Below are 16,401 nucleotides of genomic sequence, written 5' to 3' on the forward strand. Positions count from 1 at the left end.
ATGGTCGAGGACCGACGAGGGTCCGACGACCAGGAGGTGGCGCGGTGCACGACGGAACGAGCTGGGAACGCACGCAGGTACCGGCACCGGTGCGCATCGTGCACCTGGGGCTCGGTGCCTTCGCCCGCGCCCACCTGCTCTGCTACACCCAGTGCGCCAACGAGTCGGGTACCGCTGAGCAGTGGGGCGTGGCAGCGTTCACGGGCCGGTCGGCCGCGGCGGCCGACGCGCTCGCCCGGCAGGACGGCCGGTACACGCTGCTGGTCCGTTCGCCCTCGGGTGACGCCCCGACCACGGTCGACGCGCTGGTGGCCGTCCACGACGGCGCTGACGAGGACGCGTGGCGGGAGTACTTCCGTCGGCCCGAGGTCGGCGTCGTCACCCTGACGGTCACCGAGGCCGGCTACCGACGCTCGTCGACCGGTGGGCTCGACCTGCGCGACGCCGAGGTCGTCGGCGACCTGCGCCGGCTCCGCGCCGGGGACCGCGCCCTGACCGCACCCGGACGTCTCGTCGACGGGCTGCGGGCGCGGCGCTCGGCCGGCACCGGCCCGATCGCCGTCGTGAGCCTGGACAACCTGCCCGAGAACGGGCTCGTCGCCCGTCGGGTCACCCTGGAGCTCGCCGCCGCCGTCGACAGGACGCTCGCCGGCTGGATCGAGCAGCACGTGTCCTTCGTGTCGACGATGGTCGACCGCATCACGCCGGCCGCCACCGAGGCCGACCGGGCGGTCGTCCGCACGCTCACCGGCCGCGAGGACCGGTCGCCGGTGGTCACCGAGCCCTTCCGCGAGTGGGTCCTGACGGGCGAGTTCCCGGCCGGGCGTCCGCCGTGGGAGGCCGCCGGCGCACGGTTCGTCGACGACCTGGAGCCGTACGAGCGCCGCAAGCTCTGGCTGCTCAACGCCGGTCACTCCCTGCTGGCCTACGCGGGCCTGGCACGAGGGCTGACCACCGTGGCCGAGGCGTTCGCGGACCCGACCTGCCGGGCCGAGCTGGAGCAGCTCTGGACGGAGGCCGCCGAGGTGCTCGAGCTCCCGGTGGACGACGCGACCGAGGCGCTCCGTGCGAGGTTCGCCAACGCCCGCATCGAGCACCGGCTCACGCAGATCGCCGCCGACGGGTCGGCCAAGCTCCCGGTCCGCATCATCGCCGTCGCCCAGGCCCGTGCCGCCGCAGGGCTGCCGGTCGGGCGGGCGGGGGCGGGCGTCGTCGCCGCGTGGATCGACCACCTCGACCCGACCGCCGCCGACGCCGGTTCCACCCGCCTGGTCGCGCGGCTGCGCGGTCAGGGCAGCTCGTCGCGGGCCGCGCTGGCGCTCGACACCATCGCCCCGCGGCTGGCCCGCAAGGACGTCTTCGCCCGGCACGTGGCCGAGCGCCTCGCCGTCCGCCGTCCCGTCCGACCCACCCCGAGCAGTCCCACCCGACCCACCCAGGCAGGAGCCCGACCATGAAGATCGTCGCCGCTGACGTCGTCGTCACCAGCCCGAACCGCAACTTCGTCACCCTGAAGCTCACGACCGACGAGGGGCTGACCGGGCTCGGTGACGCCACCCTGAACGGCCGGGAGCTGGCCGTGGTCAGCTACCTGCGGGACCACGTCGTGCCCCTGCTCATCGGTCGCGACGCGTCCCGCATCGAGGACACGTGGCAGTTCCTGTACCGCAGCGGCTACTGGCGCCGCGGCCCGGTCACGATGGCCGCGATCGCGGCGGTCGACATGGCGCTGTGGGACATCAAGGGCAAGGCCGCCGAGATGCCGGTCTACCAGCTGCTCGGCGGAGCCAGCCGGGACGGGCTCATGGCGTACGGCCACGCGTCCGGGGCCTCGCTGCCCGAGCTCTTCGACTCGATCCGGCAGCACCAGGAGCAGGGCTACCGCTCGATCCGGGTGCAGACGGGCGTGCCCGGGCTGAACAAGATCTACGGGATCGCGTCGCAGTCCGGCCCCGTCGACGCGGGTGCCGAGCGCTACGACCACGAGCCCGCGCAGCGCGGTGCCCTGCCGGCCGAGGAGGACTGGGACACGCGCTCCTACCTGCGGCACATCCCTACCGTGTTCGAGGCGGTCCGCCACGAGTTCGGGCCGGACCTGCCGCTGCTGCACGACGGCCACCACCGGATGACCCCGATCCAGGCGGCGAGGCTCGGCAAGTCCCTCGAGCCGTACGACCTGTTCTGGCTCGAGGACTGCACCCCCGCCGAGAACCAGGAGGCGCTGCGGCTGGTGCGTCAGCACACGACCACCCCGCTGGCGATCGGCGAGGTCTTCAACACCGTGTGGGACTTCCAGTCGCTCATCAAGGAGCAGCTCATCGACTACGTCCGGGCCGCGGCCACGCACTTCGGCGGGATCAGCCCGCTGCGCAAGGTCATGGACTACGCCGCGCAGTACCAGGTCAAGTCAGGGTTCCACGGGCCGACGGACATCTCGCCGGTCGGTCTGGCTGCCCAGATGCACGTCGGCCTCGCGATCCACAACTTCGGGATCCAGGAATACATGCAGCACGGTGCCAAGACCGACGCCGTGTTCCAGCAGTCGTTCACCTTCGACGACGGCTACCTGCACCCCGGCGACAAGCCGGGCCTGGGCGTCGACCTCGACGTCGACGAGGCGGGGAAGTACCCCTACGAGGTCGCGTACCTGCCGTTCAACCGGCTGGCCGACGGCACGGTCCACGACTGGTGATCCCCGTCGTCGTGATGGGCGTCTCCGGCTGCGGCAAGTCGACCGTGGGCGCGCTGCTCGCCGACCGGCTCGCGGTCCCGTTCCTCGACGCCGACAGCCTCCACCCCGCCGCGAACCTCCGGAAGATGGCGCGCGGCGCACCCCTGGACGACGACGACCGGTGGCCCTGGCTGCACCAGGTCGGCAGAGCGCTCGCCGCGCATCCCGGCGGTGCGGTCGTGGCGTGCTCGGCGCTGCGGCGGGCCTACCGCGACGTGCTCCGCGATGCCGTCCCCGGCGTGCGGTTCGTGCACCTGGCGGGCACCCGCGAGCAGCTCGCGGCCCGGATGCGTGCCCGCGAGGGCCACTTCATGCCGGTGTCGCTGCTCGACACCCAGCTGGCGACCCTCGAGCAGCTGGACGACGACGAGACCGGGACCGTCCTGGACTGCACCCTCGACCCGGCGACCCTGGCCGGGGCCGCGCAGGCTTGGCTGGCGCGACCGGCCGGCCTTGTGGGCGTTCTGCGCACAGGAGTAGACACGAGGTGACCCGAGGGGTGGCGGCCGTCGCTCCTCGCTCGTGACGAGAGGTACCACCCATGGCTCTCACCCGGGTCGCTGCGGTCCAGGCCGCGCCGGTGCTCATGGACCGGCAGGCGTGCCTCGAGAAGGCGGTGCGACTGATCGCGCAGGCCGCCGCCGAGGGCGCCCACCTCGTGGTCTTCCCCGAGGTGTTCATCCCCGGCACGCCGATCTGGATGGACTCCCGCCCCATCTGGGACGGCGACGAGGAGTGGTTCGCCCTCCTGCTCGACCAGGCGGTCGTCGTCCCGGGGCCGGTGACCGAGGCGCTGGGCGCCGCCGCGGCCGAGGCCGGCGTCTACGTGGTCGTCAACGTCGAGGAGCGCGAGCCCCACGGCTCGACCGTCTACAACACGACGCTCTACCTCGGACCCGACGGCACCCTGCTCGCCACGCACCGCAAGCTCATGCCGACCGGCTCGGAGCGCACGGTCTGGGGGATGGGTGACGGGTCTACCCTGCCCGTCGTCGACACGCCGTTCGGTCGGCTCAGCGGGCTGACGTGCTGGGAGAACTACATGCCCCTGGCGCGCTTCTACCTCTACGCCCAGGGTGTCGACATCTGGACCGCTCCCACGCTGGCCGGCGGTGACGGCTGGGTGGCGACGCTGCGCCACATCGCGCGCGAGGGCCGCTGCTACGTGATCGGCGTGAACCCGTGCACGCACGTCGACCAGATCCCGGCCGACTTCCCCCGCCGCGACGAGGTGTGGACCGTCAAGGACGGCGACGGCGGCTGGGTCGAACCCGGGAACAGCGTGATCGTCGGTCCGAACGGCGAGCTGCTCGCCGGCCCGGCCCGGCACGAGGAGACCATCCTCACCGCGGACATCGACCTCGCCCAGGTCCGCGCCGCGCGCCGCCTCTTCGACCCTGCGGGGCACTACCACCGTCCCGACATCTTCCGGCTCACCGTCGACACCCGGCCGCGACCTGCCGTGACGGTCGCCGACGGCTGACGGACTCCCCATGACGCGCGATCCGCTCCTAGCCTCGGAGGATGGACCCCATCCCGCAGCTGACCGTCGAGGTGCTGGGCGTCGACGACGTGCCCGCGTCGATCACGTGGCAGGCGGTCACCCTGATGCGCAGCGAGTGGCCGTCGCTGTTCGCCGGCAGCCTGCAGTGGATCGACCGGCCGTTCGAGGCGGACGTCGACCCGGTGCACGTCGTCGTCCGGCACCAGGGGGTGCTCGTCTCGCACGCCGTCGTGCTGCGGGTGCCCGGCGACGTGCACGGCACGGGCTGCAGGTCGGGGGCGTCGCCAGCGTCCTCACGTCACCGCCGTTTCGTGGCCAGGGCCACGCGACCGCGGTGCTGCAGGCAGCGAACCGGGTGCTCGACGAGCGGGGCTTCGACGTCGCCGGCCTGTTCTGCGACCCGCCGCTGGAGCCGTTCTACCTCCGGCTCGGGTGGATCACCTGCCCGGGCGGAACGGTCGAGGACGGTGATGCGGAGCTCAGCACCGACCTGCGCATGATGCGCTTCCTCAGCGACGCGGGACGACGTGCGGAGCAGTCGTTGCGGGACGAGACCTTGCGGGTGCGGTGGTCCTGGTAGGGCCTGGACCGCTCGCGTGGCCGCCGGCGCCGGGAGAGGCTGGACACCGGCAGACGGCCGAGCACGAGCGAACGACGAACCTGTCGAGGAGGCCACATGGAGTACCGCCCGCTGGGCAAGACCGGCCTGACCGTCTCGGAGATCGGCTACGGCGCGTGGGGGATCGGCGCCTCGCAGTGGGTCGGCGCTCGTGAGGACGAGTCCGTCGCCGCGCTGCACCGCGCGATCGAGCTCGGCGTCAACTTCGTCGACACCGCCCGCGGCTACGGCGAGAGCGAGCGCATCGTCGGCAGCGTCCTGCGTGACCACCCCGAGGTGCACGTCGCCACGAAGGTCCCGCCGAAGAACGGGGTCTGGCCGGCACCCGGCGGACTGCACCCCGACGAGACGTTCCCCGGCGACCACATCCGGAGCAGCCTCGAGACCAGTCTCGCCGCCTCCGGCCTGGAGGCGTTCGACGTCCTGCAGTTCCACGTCTGGAGCGACGAGTGGGTCGGCAAGGGCGACTGGTTCGAGACGATCAGCGACCTGCGGCAAGAGGGGAAGATCCGCTTCTTCGGCGTGTCCGTCAACGACTACCAGCCCGAGAACGCGCTCGAGCTCGTCCGCAGCGGCACGGTCGACACGGTCCAGGTCATCGACAACGTCTGGCACCAGCAGCCGCAGGAGCACCTCCTGCCGGCCTGCGCCGAGCACGGTGTCGGCGTCATCGTCCGGGTCGCCCTCGACGAGGGCGGACTCACCGGACGCATCACCGCGGGGTCCACGTTCCCCGAGGGCGACTTCCGCACCCGCTTCTTCGGCGGCGACCGACCGGCGCAGGTCGAGCAGCACGTGGCTGCGCTGGTGCAGGACCTGCAGATCGACGCCGACGAGCTGGCTGACGTCGCGCTGCGCTACGTCCTCGACCAGCCGGCCGTCTCCACCGTGATCGCCGGCATGCGCACCGTCCGTAACGTGGAGCGGAACGCGGCGACGAGCGACGGCCGGCGGCTGACCGCGGCACAGCACGAGGTGATCCGGCGGCACCGCTGGGAGCGGAACTTCTACCAGGCCCCCACCGGGTAGTGCGTCGGGTGGTACGAGTCGTCGCGCGCGACCCCGCCCTCGTGCAGGCTGGTGCCATGGACGCAGATCCGCAGGTCACCCGGCCGTCCGTCGGGACGCCGGCGGTGTCGACCGCGGGTGGGTTCCTCGCCTGCGGGATCGGCCGATGACCACGGCGGCGCAGGTGACGCGACCGCAGGCGCTCGCGTGGCGGACGGGCCGGCACCTGCTCGACCCGGTCGGCGCGTCGTCGGTGCAGGACGTGGTGCGCCGACTGACGGCGATCCCCGCCGAGTCCGACACGGAGCTCGCCGTCCGGACCCGGCAGCGCAGCTCCCGTCCGGGGGAGGTCGCCGAGGCGCTCCGGGACGGCCGGCTCCTGCGGACGTTCGCCTTCCGCGGAGCCGTGCACCTGCTGACGCCCGAGGAGGGTGGCATCTACCTCAGGCTGCGCGGTGCCGGCCGGCAGTGGGAGCTGCCGAGCTGGCAGGAGTTCTACGGGCTCGCGCCGCAGGACTGGCCGGCGTTCCGGGAGACCGTCCGAGACGCCCTCGGCGGCCACCCGCTGACGCGAGCCGAGCTCGGAGAGGCCCTCGCCGCCCGGCCCCGGTACGCGCACCTCCGCGCGGTCTTCGCGACGGACCCGTGGACGCTGCTCAAGGCGCTCGCGTGGCAGGGCGACCTGACGTTCGGCCCGTCGCGGGACGGGGAGCCGACGTTCCAGCTCCTCGCCCACAACCCGCGCTGGGCCGGGCTCCCTGACCTGGACGACGCGGGCCGGCTGGCGATCGAGGCCTACGTGCGGGCGTACGGCCCGACGACCGCCGACCACGTGCAGTACTGGCTGGGCGCCGGCCTGAGCGCGGGACGTCGACGGATCCAGGGATGGCTCGCGGAGCTGCTGCGTGACCGCCTCGCGCCTGTCGTGGTCGACGGCACGGCGTCACTCGTGCTGGCCGAGGACGTCGACGAGCTCGTCGGGACCGAGCCGACGGGCGTCGTCCGGCTGCTGCCCGCGTACGACCAGTGGGTGCTCGGCCCCGGGACGGCCGACCCCACGATCGTGCCGCCCGCGCAGCGAGCAGCCGTCAGCCGCGGAGCGAACGTCGTAATCGCGGGGGGAGTCGTGGTCGGGACGTGGTCGGTGCGTCACGACCGGCTCGCGGTGACCTTCTTCGACGACGCGCCGCGGCCCGCGCCGGACGCGCTCGACGAGGGGATCGACCGGCTCGGTGCGAGCCTGGACCGTCCGCTGGTCGACAGCACGGTCGCGTAGACGACGGGGATCCGACCGACGCCCGGAATCGCGATTGCACGCTCACGTCGCGACTCGGTAGCGTCGGCGCCACCCGACCGCAGGAGGTGAGACCCGTGAACGCAGTGTCCGTACCGGGTGCTCCCCGCGGTCGACGACCGCGCGACTGAGCCAGTCGCCACCGGGAGCCCCGCCACGCATCGTGCGAAAGGCGACTCCTATGAACCTCCTCCCTGCCTCACCCCCGCAGCCCGTCGACGCCACCGGCCGCGTCCCGCGCGGCCGGCGAGCGCTGGTCCTCGGCGGCGGCGGATCCACGGGCAACGCGTGGCTGATCGGCGTCGTCGCCGGTCTGTTCGACGCCGGGCTCGACGTGACCACGGCCGACCTGACGGTCGGCACGTCGGCCGGCGCGACCGCCGCGGCCCAGCTCGCCGGTGCGACCCCGCCCGAGCTGCTGGCCGCCGTCCTTGCCACGACCCCGCCGCGGCGGACGGGCCCCGTCGGACCCGACGCACGACGCGGGCCGGCCGCGCCGGTGACGGACCACCTGGACCGGTTCCGGCGGATCATCGCCGACGCGGCCGACGCGGCCGACATGCGGCGCACGATGGGCGCCGCGACGCTCGACGCCGAGGCGTCGTCGGACACCGCCGGGCAGGCGCGATGGCGCGCGACCGTCGCCTCGCGTCTGCCCGGCCGGGACTGGCCGCACCGAGCGGTGCTCATCACCGCAGTCGACGCCCACAAGGGCGACCCGGTGGTGTTCGACCGCCACAGCGGCGTCGACCTCGTCGACGCCGTCGCCGCCAGCACATCCGGAGGTGGTTCGGCGTTCCGCATCCGCGGCAGGGGATACATCGACGGTGGCTACCGGACCAACGCCGAGAACGCCGACCTGGCAGCGGGGTACGACCGGGTGCTGGTGCTGTCCCCGCTCGGCGGCAGGTCGCTCTACCCGCCCGAGTGGGGCACACACCTGAGCACGCAGGTCGACGCGCTGCGCGCCGGGGGCAGCAGGGTGGAGACGATCGTCCCCGAGAGCGGTTCCGAGCACCTGTTCGGTGCGAACGCGATGGACCTGTCGCTGCGACCGCTCGCCGCTCGAGCAGGTGAGGAGCAGGGCCGAGCCCTCGCCGAGCGGCTCGTCGAGCTCTGGCGCTGACGGTGCGAGCCTCGCTCAGCCGGGAACGCCGACCCGGGTGAGCCGGAAGAGGTAGGGCTCCGGCATCCCGCGCGCGTCCATGGCGCCGAGCACGGTGTCGTCGTCGACCGCCCGGAACGCGTCGATGACGGGCAGGTCGTCGTAGACGAGCGCCGCCGACAGCACACCCCGGTACCGCACGTCGCGGAGCCGCGCGTGCGGGCGACGCGTCGAGACCAGCGGCCGGGCGACCGCGAACGCCCTGGCGGCCGCCGACGTGTGCAGCAGAGGAGCCACGCGCAGGACGACGCCGAGGGGCACGAGGGCAGGGTTGATGCTCGTCAGGCCACGCCGGGTCCGGAACACGAGCGGGTGCACCCGCTCGTCGTCCTCGAACCGCTTGCCGAACCAGCCGAGCTGCTCCAGCACGCCGTCGAGCCGGTGCCCGGTCGGCTCGCCCGACCCCCGCCACAAGCCCCGCAGGCGGTCTGCCGGAACCGCAGGGAGCGTGTCGTAGTGGTCCAGGCCAGGGGACACGTCGCCTCCTTCGCTCTCCGTGTGCACGGCACCGGAACGACGACCGCCCCGCGTGCCGACCGTCACTGTGCGCGGACGAGTGGTCACTCGACGGTGTCGTCAAGGTCGGAAAAGAGAATGACGACAAAGGTAGATGGCCTTCGGTCCGACGCAGAACTACGACGACGCGAGTCTCGGGGCATGGAAGGCGCACCCGCTCCTGGCGGCGGCCGTCCGGACCATGATCGCCATCGGCCCCATCGCTCTCTCGGTCGGCCTGGGGCTGGCCGCCGTGACCTGGTTCCCGCCGCGCCGCCTCGGTGTGAACCCGTGGGCCTGGCTGGTCGTCGAGGTTCTCGTCGCGACCGTCGTCCTCGCCGTGGCGACGCGTCTGGGCCGCAAGCTCGTGCCGTTGGCGACCTTGCTCCGGCTCACGCTCTACTTCCCCGACCGTGCGCCGTCGCGCGTCGCCGCGGCGATGCGGCACTACTCGCCGACCACGCTGCACGGAAGGTACGGGAACCCGCGACGGCGTCGAGCGCTGCGCCCTGCCGACGACCACGCGGCTCGCGTCCTCGGCCTCGTCGCAGCCATCAGCGACCACGACCAGCTCACCCGGAGCCACTCGGAGCGTGTGCAGGCCTACTCGGCTCTCATCGCAAAGGAGCTGGGCATGTCCGAGCTCGACGCCACCAGGCTCAGCTGGGCGGCCCTCCTGCATGACGTGGGAAAGCTGCGCGTCCCCGTCAGCGTGCTGAGCAAGCCGGGACAGCCCACGACGCACGAGTGGGCCGTCCTGGCGCAGCATCCGGAGGCCGGCATGGAGGTTGCCGAGCCGCTGCGCGAGTGGCTCGGTCCGTGGCTCGACGTCATCGGCCAGCACCATGAACGCTGGGACGGCGGAGGCTACCCGGCCGGCCTGTCGGGGGAGCGGATCAGCATCGGCGCCCGCATCGTCGCTGTCGCCGACGCCTACGACGCGATCACCTCCGCGCGCTCGTACAAGCGAGCTCTCCCGGCCGCCGCTGCGCGTGAGGAGCTGGCGCGGTGCGCAGGGCACCAGTTCGATCCGCAGGTCGTCCGCGCCCTGCTCGCTGTGGGACTGGGCAAGCTCCGTCGGGTTGCCGGACCGGTCAGCGTCCTCTCGGCTCTCCCGGTCCTGCCGTCGTTCACCCCGGACCTGTCCTCGGTCCTCCAGAAGGTCACCGCTGCGGGCGCCCTCAAGAGCACGGGAGCGATCGGTCTGGTGCTCTCGGCATCGGCCGCGACGGCAGGAGGAGCCCTGGCTGGTGCGCCGCTCGCCCCGGAGCCGCCGCCTGCCGTCCCCACTGACTCGGCGGCGGTCAGCACCCCTCAACCGCCCGACACGGGCGCGACCGTGAGCCCCGTGGCCCTGCCGACGCCGACCGACGAGGCACCGGACATCGTCCCGCCGGCCCCATCTGCACCCGAGGTGCTCCCGCCGACGGCCCAGCCGGGCCCTGTCCCCGGCGGCGCCGGCTCGAGCGGGCCGAAGGACGAGAAGAGCACCCGGGACAAGGAGGCGGACGCTCGCGAGCGGGAGCAGGAGAAGGAGGCCCGGGAGGAGGAGCGGGAGATGGAGGCCCGGGAGAGGGAGCGGGAGAAGGAGGCCCGAGAGGAGGAGCAGCAGAAGGGCATGACGGTGCAGGACGGCGGGAAGGGCGCGAGCGACGAAGGGTCGGCCCAGGGCGAGGCCACGTCGGAGTAGATCCGGCGGAGAACGAGGAGAAGGCCGCCCCGGAGTGTTCCGGAACGGCCTCTGACCTGCGGTGATGCTGGTGGGCGATACTGGGATCGAACCAGTGACCTCTTCCGTGTCAGGCAGAAGAAGCGCGTTCGCCGGAGTTCGCCGATGACCGTCTGCGATGGTCACATGGGCGGGCGGCTACCCACGACCGTCTGCGGACGCCACCGAACGGGAATGGGTTGCTACACGCCATGAGGGGTTTACAGCGCGACTGAGATCGCACGGCTGGTGCATATACATTCATGGACCCACCTTGAACCAGCCAGTGCACGCCTTGCTCAGAGACCCATTGGGCCGCCCCGCTACAGCAAGGTCCTCGACGGTGCATCCGTGATTCGAGGCGGCGTGGATGGCGTAACGCCCTCCACATCATGAACCGGTCGTCATGCGCACCGTGCGCCTCATGCCGCGACAGCGACTCGGCAGGCAGTCTTCAGAGGTGATCATCTGGGCGACGAAAATCTGGTACTGGCTGGTCGATCAGCGTGGCTGCTAACCGAGTTGAGCGTTGGGAGCGACGCAGTGAGTGGCCCCTGTCCATCGCCGCCGTGATCTTCTTGCTCGCCTACGGGTTGCCGATCGCGATCCCGACGATGAGTTACGACGCCCGGGTGGCATGCGAGATAGTGGTCCGCATCACCTGGGTGGTCTTCGCGATCGACTACTTCGGTCGGTTGGCGCTCTCCGAACGTCGGTGGGGCTTCGTAAAGCGGCACCCGCTCGACCTTGCGGTGATCCTCCTGCCGATCTTGCGGCCTCTTCGGTTGCTGCGTCTCGTGGCGCTCGTCGGCGTGCTGAACAGGGTCGGCTCGCACACTCTGCGCGGTCGGGTCGTCACCTACGTCGTCGGCTCTACCGCGTTGCTGATCACCTGCGGTGCTCTCGCTGTCACCGATGCCGAGCGAGGGCAGTCGGGTACGAACATCGCGAACCTCGGTGACGGCTTCTGGTGGGCGATCACCACGATGACGACCGTCGGATACGGCGATCGCTACCCGGTGACGACGACGGGTCGGTTCGTTGCCGCCGCGCTCATGGTTGCCGGAATCGCCCTGCTCGGTGTGGTGACCGCAACGCTGGCGTCGTGGCTGGTCGAGCGGGTCGCCGAGGCGACCGACGACGACCAGGCAGCGACGCGGGTTCAGGTCGAGCAGCTGACCGCCGAGGTGCGACGTCTGGCTGACGAACTTGCTGCATCGTCGGCGGGACCTGGCGGGGATCGGCTACCGCGCTGAGGAAGTCGCTTCCACCCTCCCGGACTTCACCTCCAAACGCGGAGAGCGCGACACGCGGGTGATCTTGCCGATCCGCGGTCTAGCGCACGCGGGAATTGTCCCTCGAGAAGCGCCAGCGATTAGTCCTTTTAGCACGCCGTGGACACGTCGGTCACTCGAATGAGGCGAGCGACCAGGCTGTGCATCGTGCAGTCGCACCAGGATGCTTGCCCCATGACAGATGGCTACGAGCCCCTAGAACTCCTCACGACCCCCCGTGTCCGAGTGCAGGCGGGGGTCGTGCAGTGAGGTCCAAGCTCGAACTCGGGACTCGCTTGATAGCGCACACACGCTCGGGTGAGTCGAGCCAGGACGAAGTTGTGATTGCGACGCTTGATGAGAACGGCGTCGAAGTGGTCTGGCCCGAAGCCATAGACATGTTCGAGGCGTTCACGAGAGACGCCGACCCCTACGTACCCGACCCCCTGATCCTCCGGAACGGCTCTGGCTGGCTCACGGTCCAACAGGGCAGGTCCCTAGGCACGTCGGCCTCGTCCCTTGGTCACTCCGAGCATCGCATCAGGTACTACCGCGCTGTGAGCGCAGGGGCTCGAGGCGTGGACTACGCATCCGTGAACGGGATGCAGTCCAGCACCGACGGGCTTGCGGCCTGGGCGCAGAGGACCCCCGTCACTCAGGAGGTCCGATGGGAGGAGGCCAGCAAAGGAGTCGTCGAGCTAACGATCCGTGCCAGAAACCTGGACGGCGTTCCACTCGGAGGGCCTCTCGGATTGGAACTGACGACGTCGTACACGCACAGCCCCGAGCCAACGGGAGGCGTCTATTCGATCTCGACCGCACTCGAGGTCCGGACCCGAAGTGCAGAGCCAGTCGCGTGGGACACGCACGCTAGTGCCCATCGGATGATCCAGGACCTCATGTGCCTGGTCTACGGGCAAGCCTGCAGCGCCCGGATCGGTTCGGTGATGCATGAGGACGATCAAGAGACTGCGCCTACCGATGAACGGAGACTCTGGCGCGACGCGTACCAGCCGACGTTTGGTCGATCGTCGCGCGGTGCGACGACGTTAACCGACCGCGTTCGGCCGTTGTTCTACCTCAGCGATACCAAGCCCGACAGGGTGTCGACCTGGCTTTCGGAGTACGCGTTGTGGTCGCGCCCCACGTGGATCGGCGTAACTCCGCTCTTCCACCAGGACCTCCCCGTCGAGTCTCGCCTGCTCCACATCGCGGTCGCGCTCGAAGCCCTGGGCGCGGCGATTGCACAACGTGACCGGGTCCCCCCAGCGCGGACGTTCACGCGGCTGCTCACATCCATCATCGACTCGATCGGATTTGCGCCGTCGGCGGTCGTCGGGTCCGAATCGATCGACGGCTGGTGCAGAGCTTTCAATGCGGCATACAAGGGCGTAAAGCACGCCGACAACGCTCTCCCTGATGCCCTCGACGCCTACGAGCGCGCGAAGCAGGGCCTGACGTTGCTCCGTTGCTGGCTCGCTGTCGAACTCGGGGTCTCGCCTGAGGTTCTGCAAACCAATCTGTCCGAAGGACGGTGACCCCGACAGCGACTGCGCAACCCGCGGTGTCGTGCCCCTCGAACCCAATCGGTGGCTCCGCCCGGACGCTCGACGAGCCTGACACGGTCAGCATCGAAGGAGGCTCATGCGTGCGGCCGATCGACGTTCCCGCCGTAAGTTGGCCTGCGCCTCCGCACGCAACAGAACGCAGGGGTGACAGTGACTCCGCTTTGGGCACTCTGTTCGTACGTGCTTCCGGGAGGCGCCACTTCGGCCGCGTCGCTTTCGGTCGCATCCCAGGCCTTCGGTGCGTGGCACGTGCATCCGGCAGTTTCTCCAACTACTGATTGCGGTTCCCGGGTGGAGCGCACCAATCCGCCGCGGGTTTGAGATCCTCGCGCAACCGCGCCGGCGGCCCGCAGGCGAGACGTCGTCGACGAGAAGGCGCTCGCCGCGCTCGGCATGACGCATGCGCAGATCACGCCGCACGTTCCTCGAGGAAGTCAGTCCTAGCGATCTTCGTCGCCGCCTAAGAGGCGTGCCCGCCAGCCCCGTCCGTTCGCGGGGCGGGGGGGCGGGTCGGGGTGCCGACCCGCTGCTGGAACTCCTCGAAGCGAACACGAAGCACGTAAACGTGGTTCAGAAAGGCCTCCGCGAAGTGAAGCGCATCCTCGGCATCCTGCCTACTCACATGATCGCCGAAGTGGGCACCCTTATTGCCCACAATTCGAAGTGCCGTCGACCACTGCATGAGGGTCTCGTCGACGAGACCTCGCTCCTTCATCTTGCCGAGGGCCGTGCTGAGGTTCCGTTCCGTTACGCCCTGCAGCTGGCAGGTCCCTTCGAGCGTCCGACGCACCATAACCACGGTGGCCGCGTAGGCGCTTGCTTCGAAGCACTTGGTTGCCTCAGTCCAGACCTGGCGCAGTGCGTCGGGAACGCCCCAGCCAATTTGCCGCGGAGCGGGGTAAACCGTCACAGGTTGATCCATGCCCTCCCCACCGACATCCTCTCGGACCTGCAAGGTCGCGTCGCCGCACGCGTTGCATCGGAGGAGCGCGTACTCGGCTGGCGGCGACGCCCACTCGCCGCCACTGTCCCGCCCGCTCCAATTCATAGCGGCAACGACGGTGCCTGCCTGAGCGGACTCGCAGATCACGCATCGAACGACGCGAGTCGAGCCAACACGGGCGTCCTGACCTTGAACCACGCGCTCATTTACCACGGCGATGAGTCTCGCGCGTAGATCGAGCCCACCGCGACCGCCAACCGAACGAACGGGAGCTCCGCGTGAACGGCCTCCTCGAGGCTGCCCCTCGAGCCGTTCTCCCCTCGCTACTCCGTCGTCCCCATCAACGACGTCGGCATCAAGGCCTACCGCTGACTACCAGGGAGCAGTACAGCCAGGAGAGCCCAACGGACTGCGTCTGCCGGATCGCTCACCACTTCCCGTACGATTCGTCGCGCAGCTTGAGTGCACAACATCGGCCGGCGCCGACCCGAATGGGCGAGACGATGGCCCGCAGAGCTGGAGCTGCTCGGCTTCATCCAGTCAAAGCTTGAGCGTGGCGAATTTCTTGCCGAGGTTGCTCCGACGTCGATCACCATGTCCACCACGTCGGCCCCTGCTGCATCGCCAGCGCCGCCGGCAGCGCGCCGTGACGCCGATGCCCCGTCCGAGAAGGAGTGGACCAGCGAAGTGCGTCGGAAGCCGATGCGAATCCGGTCTGAGAGCTATGGAGCTGGGAACCAGCCCGTGTGGGGTGTTCTCGACACCTACGCTGAACCGGTCGGCGCGGCAGTCGTGCCGGGAGGAGGCGACGGTGTTCACCCCGATCCACCGCGCGCTCGCTCGTGAGCCCGGCGACTTGACCCACGAACTGTTCGACGCAGCTGTAGTCGCAGGCGTGCTTGAGACGGACGACCTCGACTGGAAGGTTGAGCTCCCGCAGCACTCCGGCGAGCCCGAGTGGAAGGAGAAGTTCGCCAAGGACGTCGCCGCGATGGCGAACAGTGGAGGGGGCTGGCTGGTATACGGAGTTCGCGAACACCGAAAGACGTCCGCGGCCCTTGAGGTGTGCGACGTCGGGCCGCTGGGGCAGGCTGTCGAGCAGCAACTCCGCGGCATTGCCTACGGCAGTATCCGTCCGGCGGTGCGGGACCTGCGTTTCATCACTGTGAGTGCCCCCGAGCGGGGCAACCTCTTGGTGCTGCGCGTGCCAGCCAGCCCTGAAGTGCCGCATCTTCTGAGCAAGGACGAGCGACTCTTCCAGGCCCCCCGTCGGTACGGAGCTCAGACCGCTTGGATGGGCGAGTGGGACCTCGAGCAGGCTTACCGCCACCGATTCGCCGGACAACGCGACCGACAGCAGGCCCTTGACTCGTTGGTCGAGGCGCAGGTCAGGGTTGCTCGCCTGAGGCTGGCCAGCGACTGGCGCGGCCGCGTGGTCTTCGTCGGCGCCGCGGTGCCGGTCGAGGCGCGTCGGGGCGTCGTGATGACCTCCGAGGAGGCCGCCGAGATTCTGCACGAGGCCAAGCAGCTGTACCGCGCGATCGGCAACCTGCCCCTCGAGCCGCACGTTCGTGACTTGCCGCCGAGGCCCGGTCTTCGCCGATTCGCCGCTGGGCCCGATCGCGATCGAACGATCTCGGTCCACCTGGACGGGTCGGCCAGCCTGACTGACGCCTTGGAGGCTCCACGAGTCGGGGCGTACGGCGGCACGGTCGTGCCAGGACTGGAGCTCGAGAAGGACGTAGCCCGCCTTGTCGCCACGATGGGCGCGACGGGCCGTGCGCTCGGAGTCGTCGGTGAATACATGGTGAAAGTCGCTGTTGTGTGGAACCAGCCCGAGGCGCTCCGGTTCGTGTGGCCGGATCCGAACGTCGTAGATCTTCATCACCTGGTGGAGCCGGTCCTGATGGTGCACGAAATCGAGCCGACCGGTATCGAGATCTCTGCCGACGCCGCCTTGCCCGAGTTGGGTGCTGCGGTGCGCCGGCTCGCTTTAGACCTGCTGCATCAGGGCGGTTTGACGCGGACGCGCTTTGTGGCCTGACGTCGTGGCGGTCCCTGGCGTCTGGTCGCGGATGCAAGGCGAGGCCAA

At 70.4% G+C, this 16,401-nt stretch carries 14 protein-coding genes; 12 read left to right on the forward strand and 2 right to left on the reverse strand.

Annotated features, from left to right (window positions below):
- Positions 1–44: 44 nt before the first annotated feature.
- From CXY01_RS01885 to CXY01_RS01920, 8 genes are all read left to right on the forward strand, one after another.
- Positions 45–1,457, forward strand: coding sequence for a mannitol dehydrogenase family protein (locus tag CXY01_RS01885; protein ID WP_222594465.1), 1,413 nt, complete (start codon positions 45–47; stop codon positions 1,455–1,457).
- On the forward strand, positions 1,454–2,692 hold the full coding sequence (manD, locus tag CXY01_RS01890; RefSeq protein WP_146925350.1) for a D-mannonate dehydratase ManD: 1,239 nt from the start codon (positions 1,454–1,456) through the stop codon (positions 2,690–2,692). Before CXY01_RS01885 ends, manD begins: the two co-directional genes overlap by 4 nt.
- Before the next feature lie 14 nt (positions 2,693–2,706).
- Positions 2,707–3,222, forward strand: coding sequence for a gluconokinase (locus tag CXY01_RS01895; RefSeq protein WP_146925552.1), 516 nt, complete (start codon positions 2,707–2,709; stop codon positions 3,220–3,222).
- Between the two features lie 50 nt (positions 3,223–3,272).
- Entirely contained in the window at positions 3,273–4,214 is a 942-nt protein-coding gene (locus CXY01_RS01900; RefSeq protein ID WP_146925351.1) for a carbon-nitrogen hydrolase family protein, read from the forward strand.
- Positions 4,215–4,224: 10 nt separating this feature from the next.
- Positions 4,225–4,815 carry a GNAT family N-acetyltransferase gene (locus CXY01_RS01905; RefSeq protein ID WP_146925352.1) on the forward strand — a complete coding sequence of 197 codons (591 nt, stop codon included), beginning with the start codon at positions 4,225–4,227 and terminating at the stop codon, positions 4,813–4,815.
- A 96-nt stretch (positions 4,816–4,911) separates the two neighbouring features.
- The gene (locus CXY01_RS01910) at positions 4,912–5,883 is read left to right on the forward strand and encodes an aldo/keto reductase (protein ID WP_146925353.1); all 972 of its coding nucleotides are present in this window, start codon (positions 4,912–4,914) and stop codon (positions 5,881–5,883) included.
- Between the two features lie 145 nt (positions 5,884–6,028).
- The gene (locus CXY01_RS01915) at positions 6,029–7,138 is read left to right on the forward strand and encodes a DNA glycosylase AlkZ-like family protein (RefSeq protein ID WP_146925354.1); all 1,110 of its coding nucleotides are present in this window, start codon (positions 6,029–6,031) and stop codon (positions 7,136–7,138) included.
- A gap of 199 nt (positions 7,139–7,337) precedes the next feature.
- Positions 7,338–8,282, forward strand: a complete 945-nt coding sequence (locus CXY01_RS01920) for a patatin-like phospholipase family protein (protein WP_146925355.1) — start codon at positions 7,338–7,340, stop codon at positions 8,280–8,282.
- Positions 8,283–8,297: 15 nt separating this feature from the next.
- Here CXY01_RS01920 and CXY01_RS01925 read toward each other — a convergent pair whose 3' ends face one another.
- Complete coding sequence (locus CXY01_RS01925; RefSeq protein ID WP_146925356.1) at positions 8,298–8,798, reverse strand: DUF4334 domain-containing protein; 501 nt, start codon at positions 8,796–8,798, stop codon at positions 8,298–8,300.
- A gap of 133 nt (positions 8,799–8,931) precedes the next feature.
- On the opposite strand from CXY01_RS01925, the gene CXY01_RS01930 reads away from it, so the two are divergent.
- The 3 genes from CXY01_RS01930 (at position 8,932) to CXY01_RS01940 (ending at position 13,336) form a co-directional block, all read left to right on the forward strand.
- The gene (locus tag CXY01_RS01930; RefSeq protein ID WP_146925357.1) at positions 8,932–10,506 is read left to right on the forward strand and encodes an HD-GYP domain-containing protein; all 1,575 of its coding nucleotides are present in this window, start codon (positions 8,932–8,934) and stop codon (positions 10,504–10,506) included.
- Positions 10,507–11,093: 587 nt separating this feature from the next.
- Positions 11,094–11,780: a potassium channel family protein gene (locus tag CXY01_RS01935; protein ID WP_246124938.1), complete on the forward strand. Its 687-nt coding sequence runs from the start codon at positions 11,094–11,096 to the stop codon at positions 11,778–11,780.
- Between the two features lie 284 nt (positions 11,781–12,064).
- Entirely contained in the window at positions 12,065–13,336 is a 1,272-nt protein-coding gene (locus tag CXY01_RS01940; protein WP_146925359.1) for an ApeA N-terminal domain 1-containing protein, read from the forward strand.
- Between the two features lie 490 nt (positions 13,337–13,826).
- On the opposite strand, the gene CXY01_RS01945 is transcribed toward CXY01_RS01940, so the two are convergent.
- Positions 13,827–14,276: a DUF4145 domain-containing protein gene (locus tag CXY01_RS01945; protein WP_186813261.1), complete on the reverse strand. Its 450-nt coding sequence runs from the start codon at positions 14,274–14,276 to the stop codon at positions 13,827–13,829.
- Between the two features lie 844 nt (positions 14,277–15,120).
- On the opposite strand from CXY01_RS01945, the gene CXY01_RS01950 reads away from it, so the two are divergent.
- Positions 15,121–16,353, forward strand: coding sequence for an AlbA family DNA-binding domain-containing protein (locus tag CXY01_RS01950; protein ID WP_186813262.1), 1,233 nt, complete (start codon positions 15,121–15,123; stop codon positions 16,351–16,353).
- Positions 16,354–16,401: the final 48 nt, after the last annotated feature.

This window comes from Cellulomonas xylanilytica (assembly GCF_007989805.1).
Lineage (GTDB): Bacteria > Actinomycetota > Actinomycetes > Actinomycetales > Cellulomonadaceae > Cellulomonas > Cellulomonas xylanilytica.

Coding starts and splice junctions, on each gene's coding strand:
- CXY01_RS01905 (WP_146925352.1), top strand. CDS start 4,225: ATGACGCGCGATCCGCTCCTAGCCTCGGAGGATGGACCCCATCCCGCA.
- CXY01_RS01900 (WP_146925351.1), top strand. CDS start 3,273: ATGGCTCTCACCCGGGTCGCTGCGGTCCAGGCCGCGCCGGTGCTCATG.
- CXY01_RS01895 (WP_146925552.1), top strand. CDS start 2,707: ATGGGCGTCTCCGGCTGCGGCAAGTCGACCGTGGGCGCGCTGCTCGCC.
- CXY01_RS01920 (WP_146925355.1), top strand. CDS start 7,338: ATGAACCTCCTCCCTGCCTCACCCCCGCAGCCCGTCGACGCCACCGGC.
- manD (WP_146925350.1), top strand. CDS start 1,454: ATGAAGATCGTCGCCGCTGACGTCGTCGTCACCAGCCCGAACCGCAAC.
- CXY01_RS01915 (WP_146925354.1), top strand. CDS start 6,029: ATGACCACGGCGGCGCAGGTGACGCGACCGCAGGCGCTCGCGTGGCGG.
- CXY01_RS01930 (WP_146925357.1), top strand. CDS start 8,932: ATGGCCTTCGGTCCGACGCAGAACTACGACGACGCGAGTCTCGGGGCA.
- CXY01_RS01910 (WP_146925353.1), top strand. CDS start 4,912: ATGGAGTACCGCCCGCTGGGCAAGACCGGCCTGACCGTCTCGGAGATC.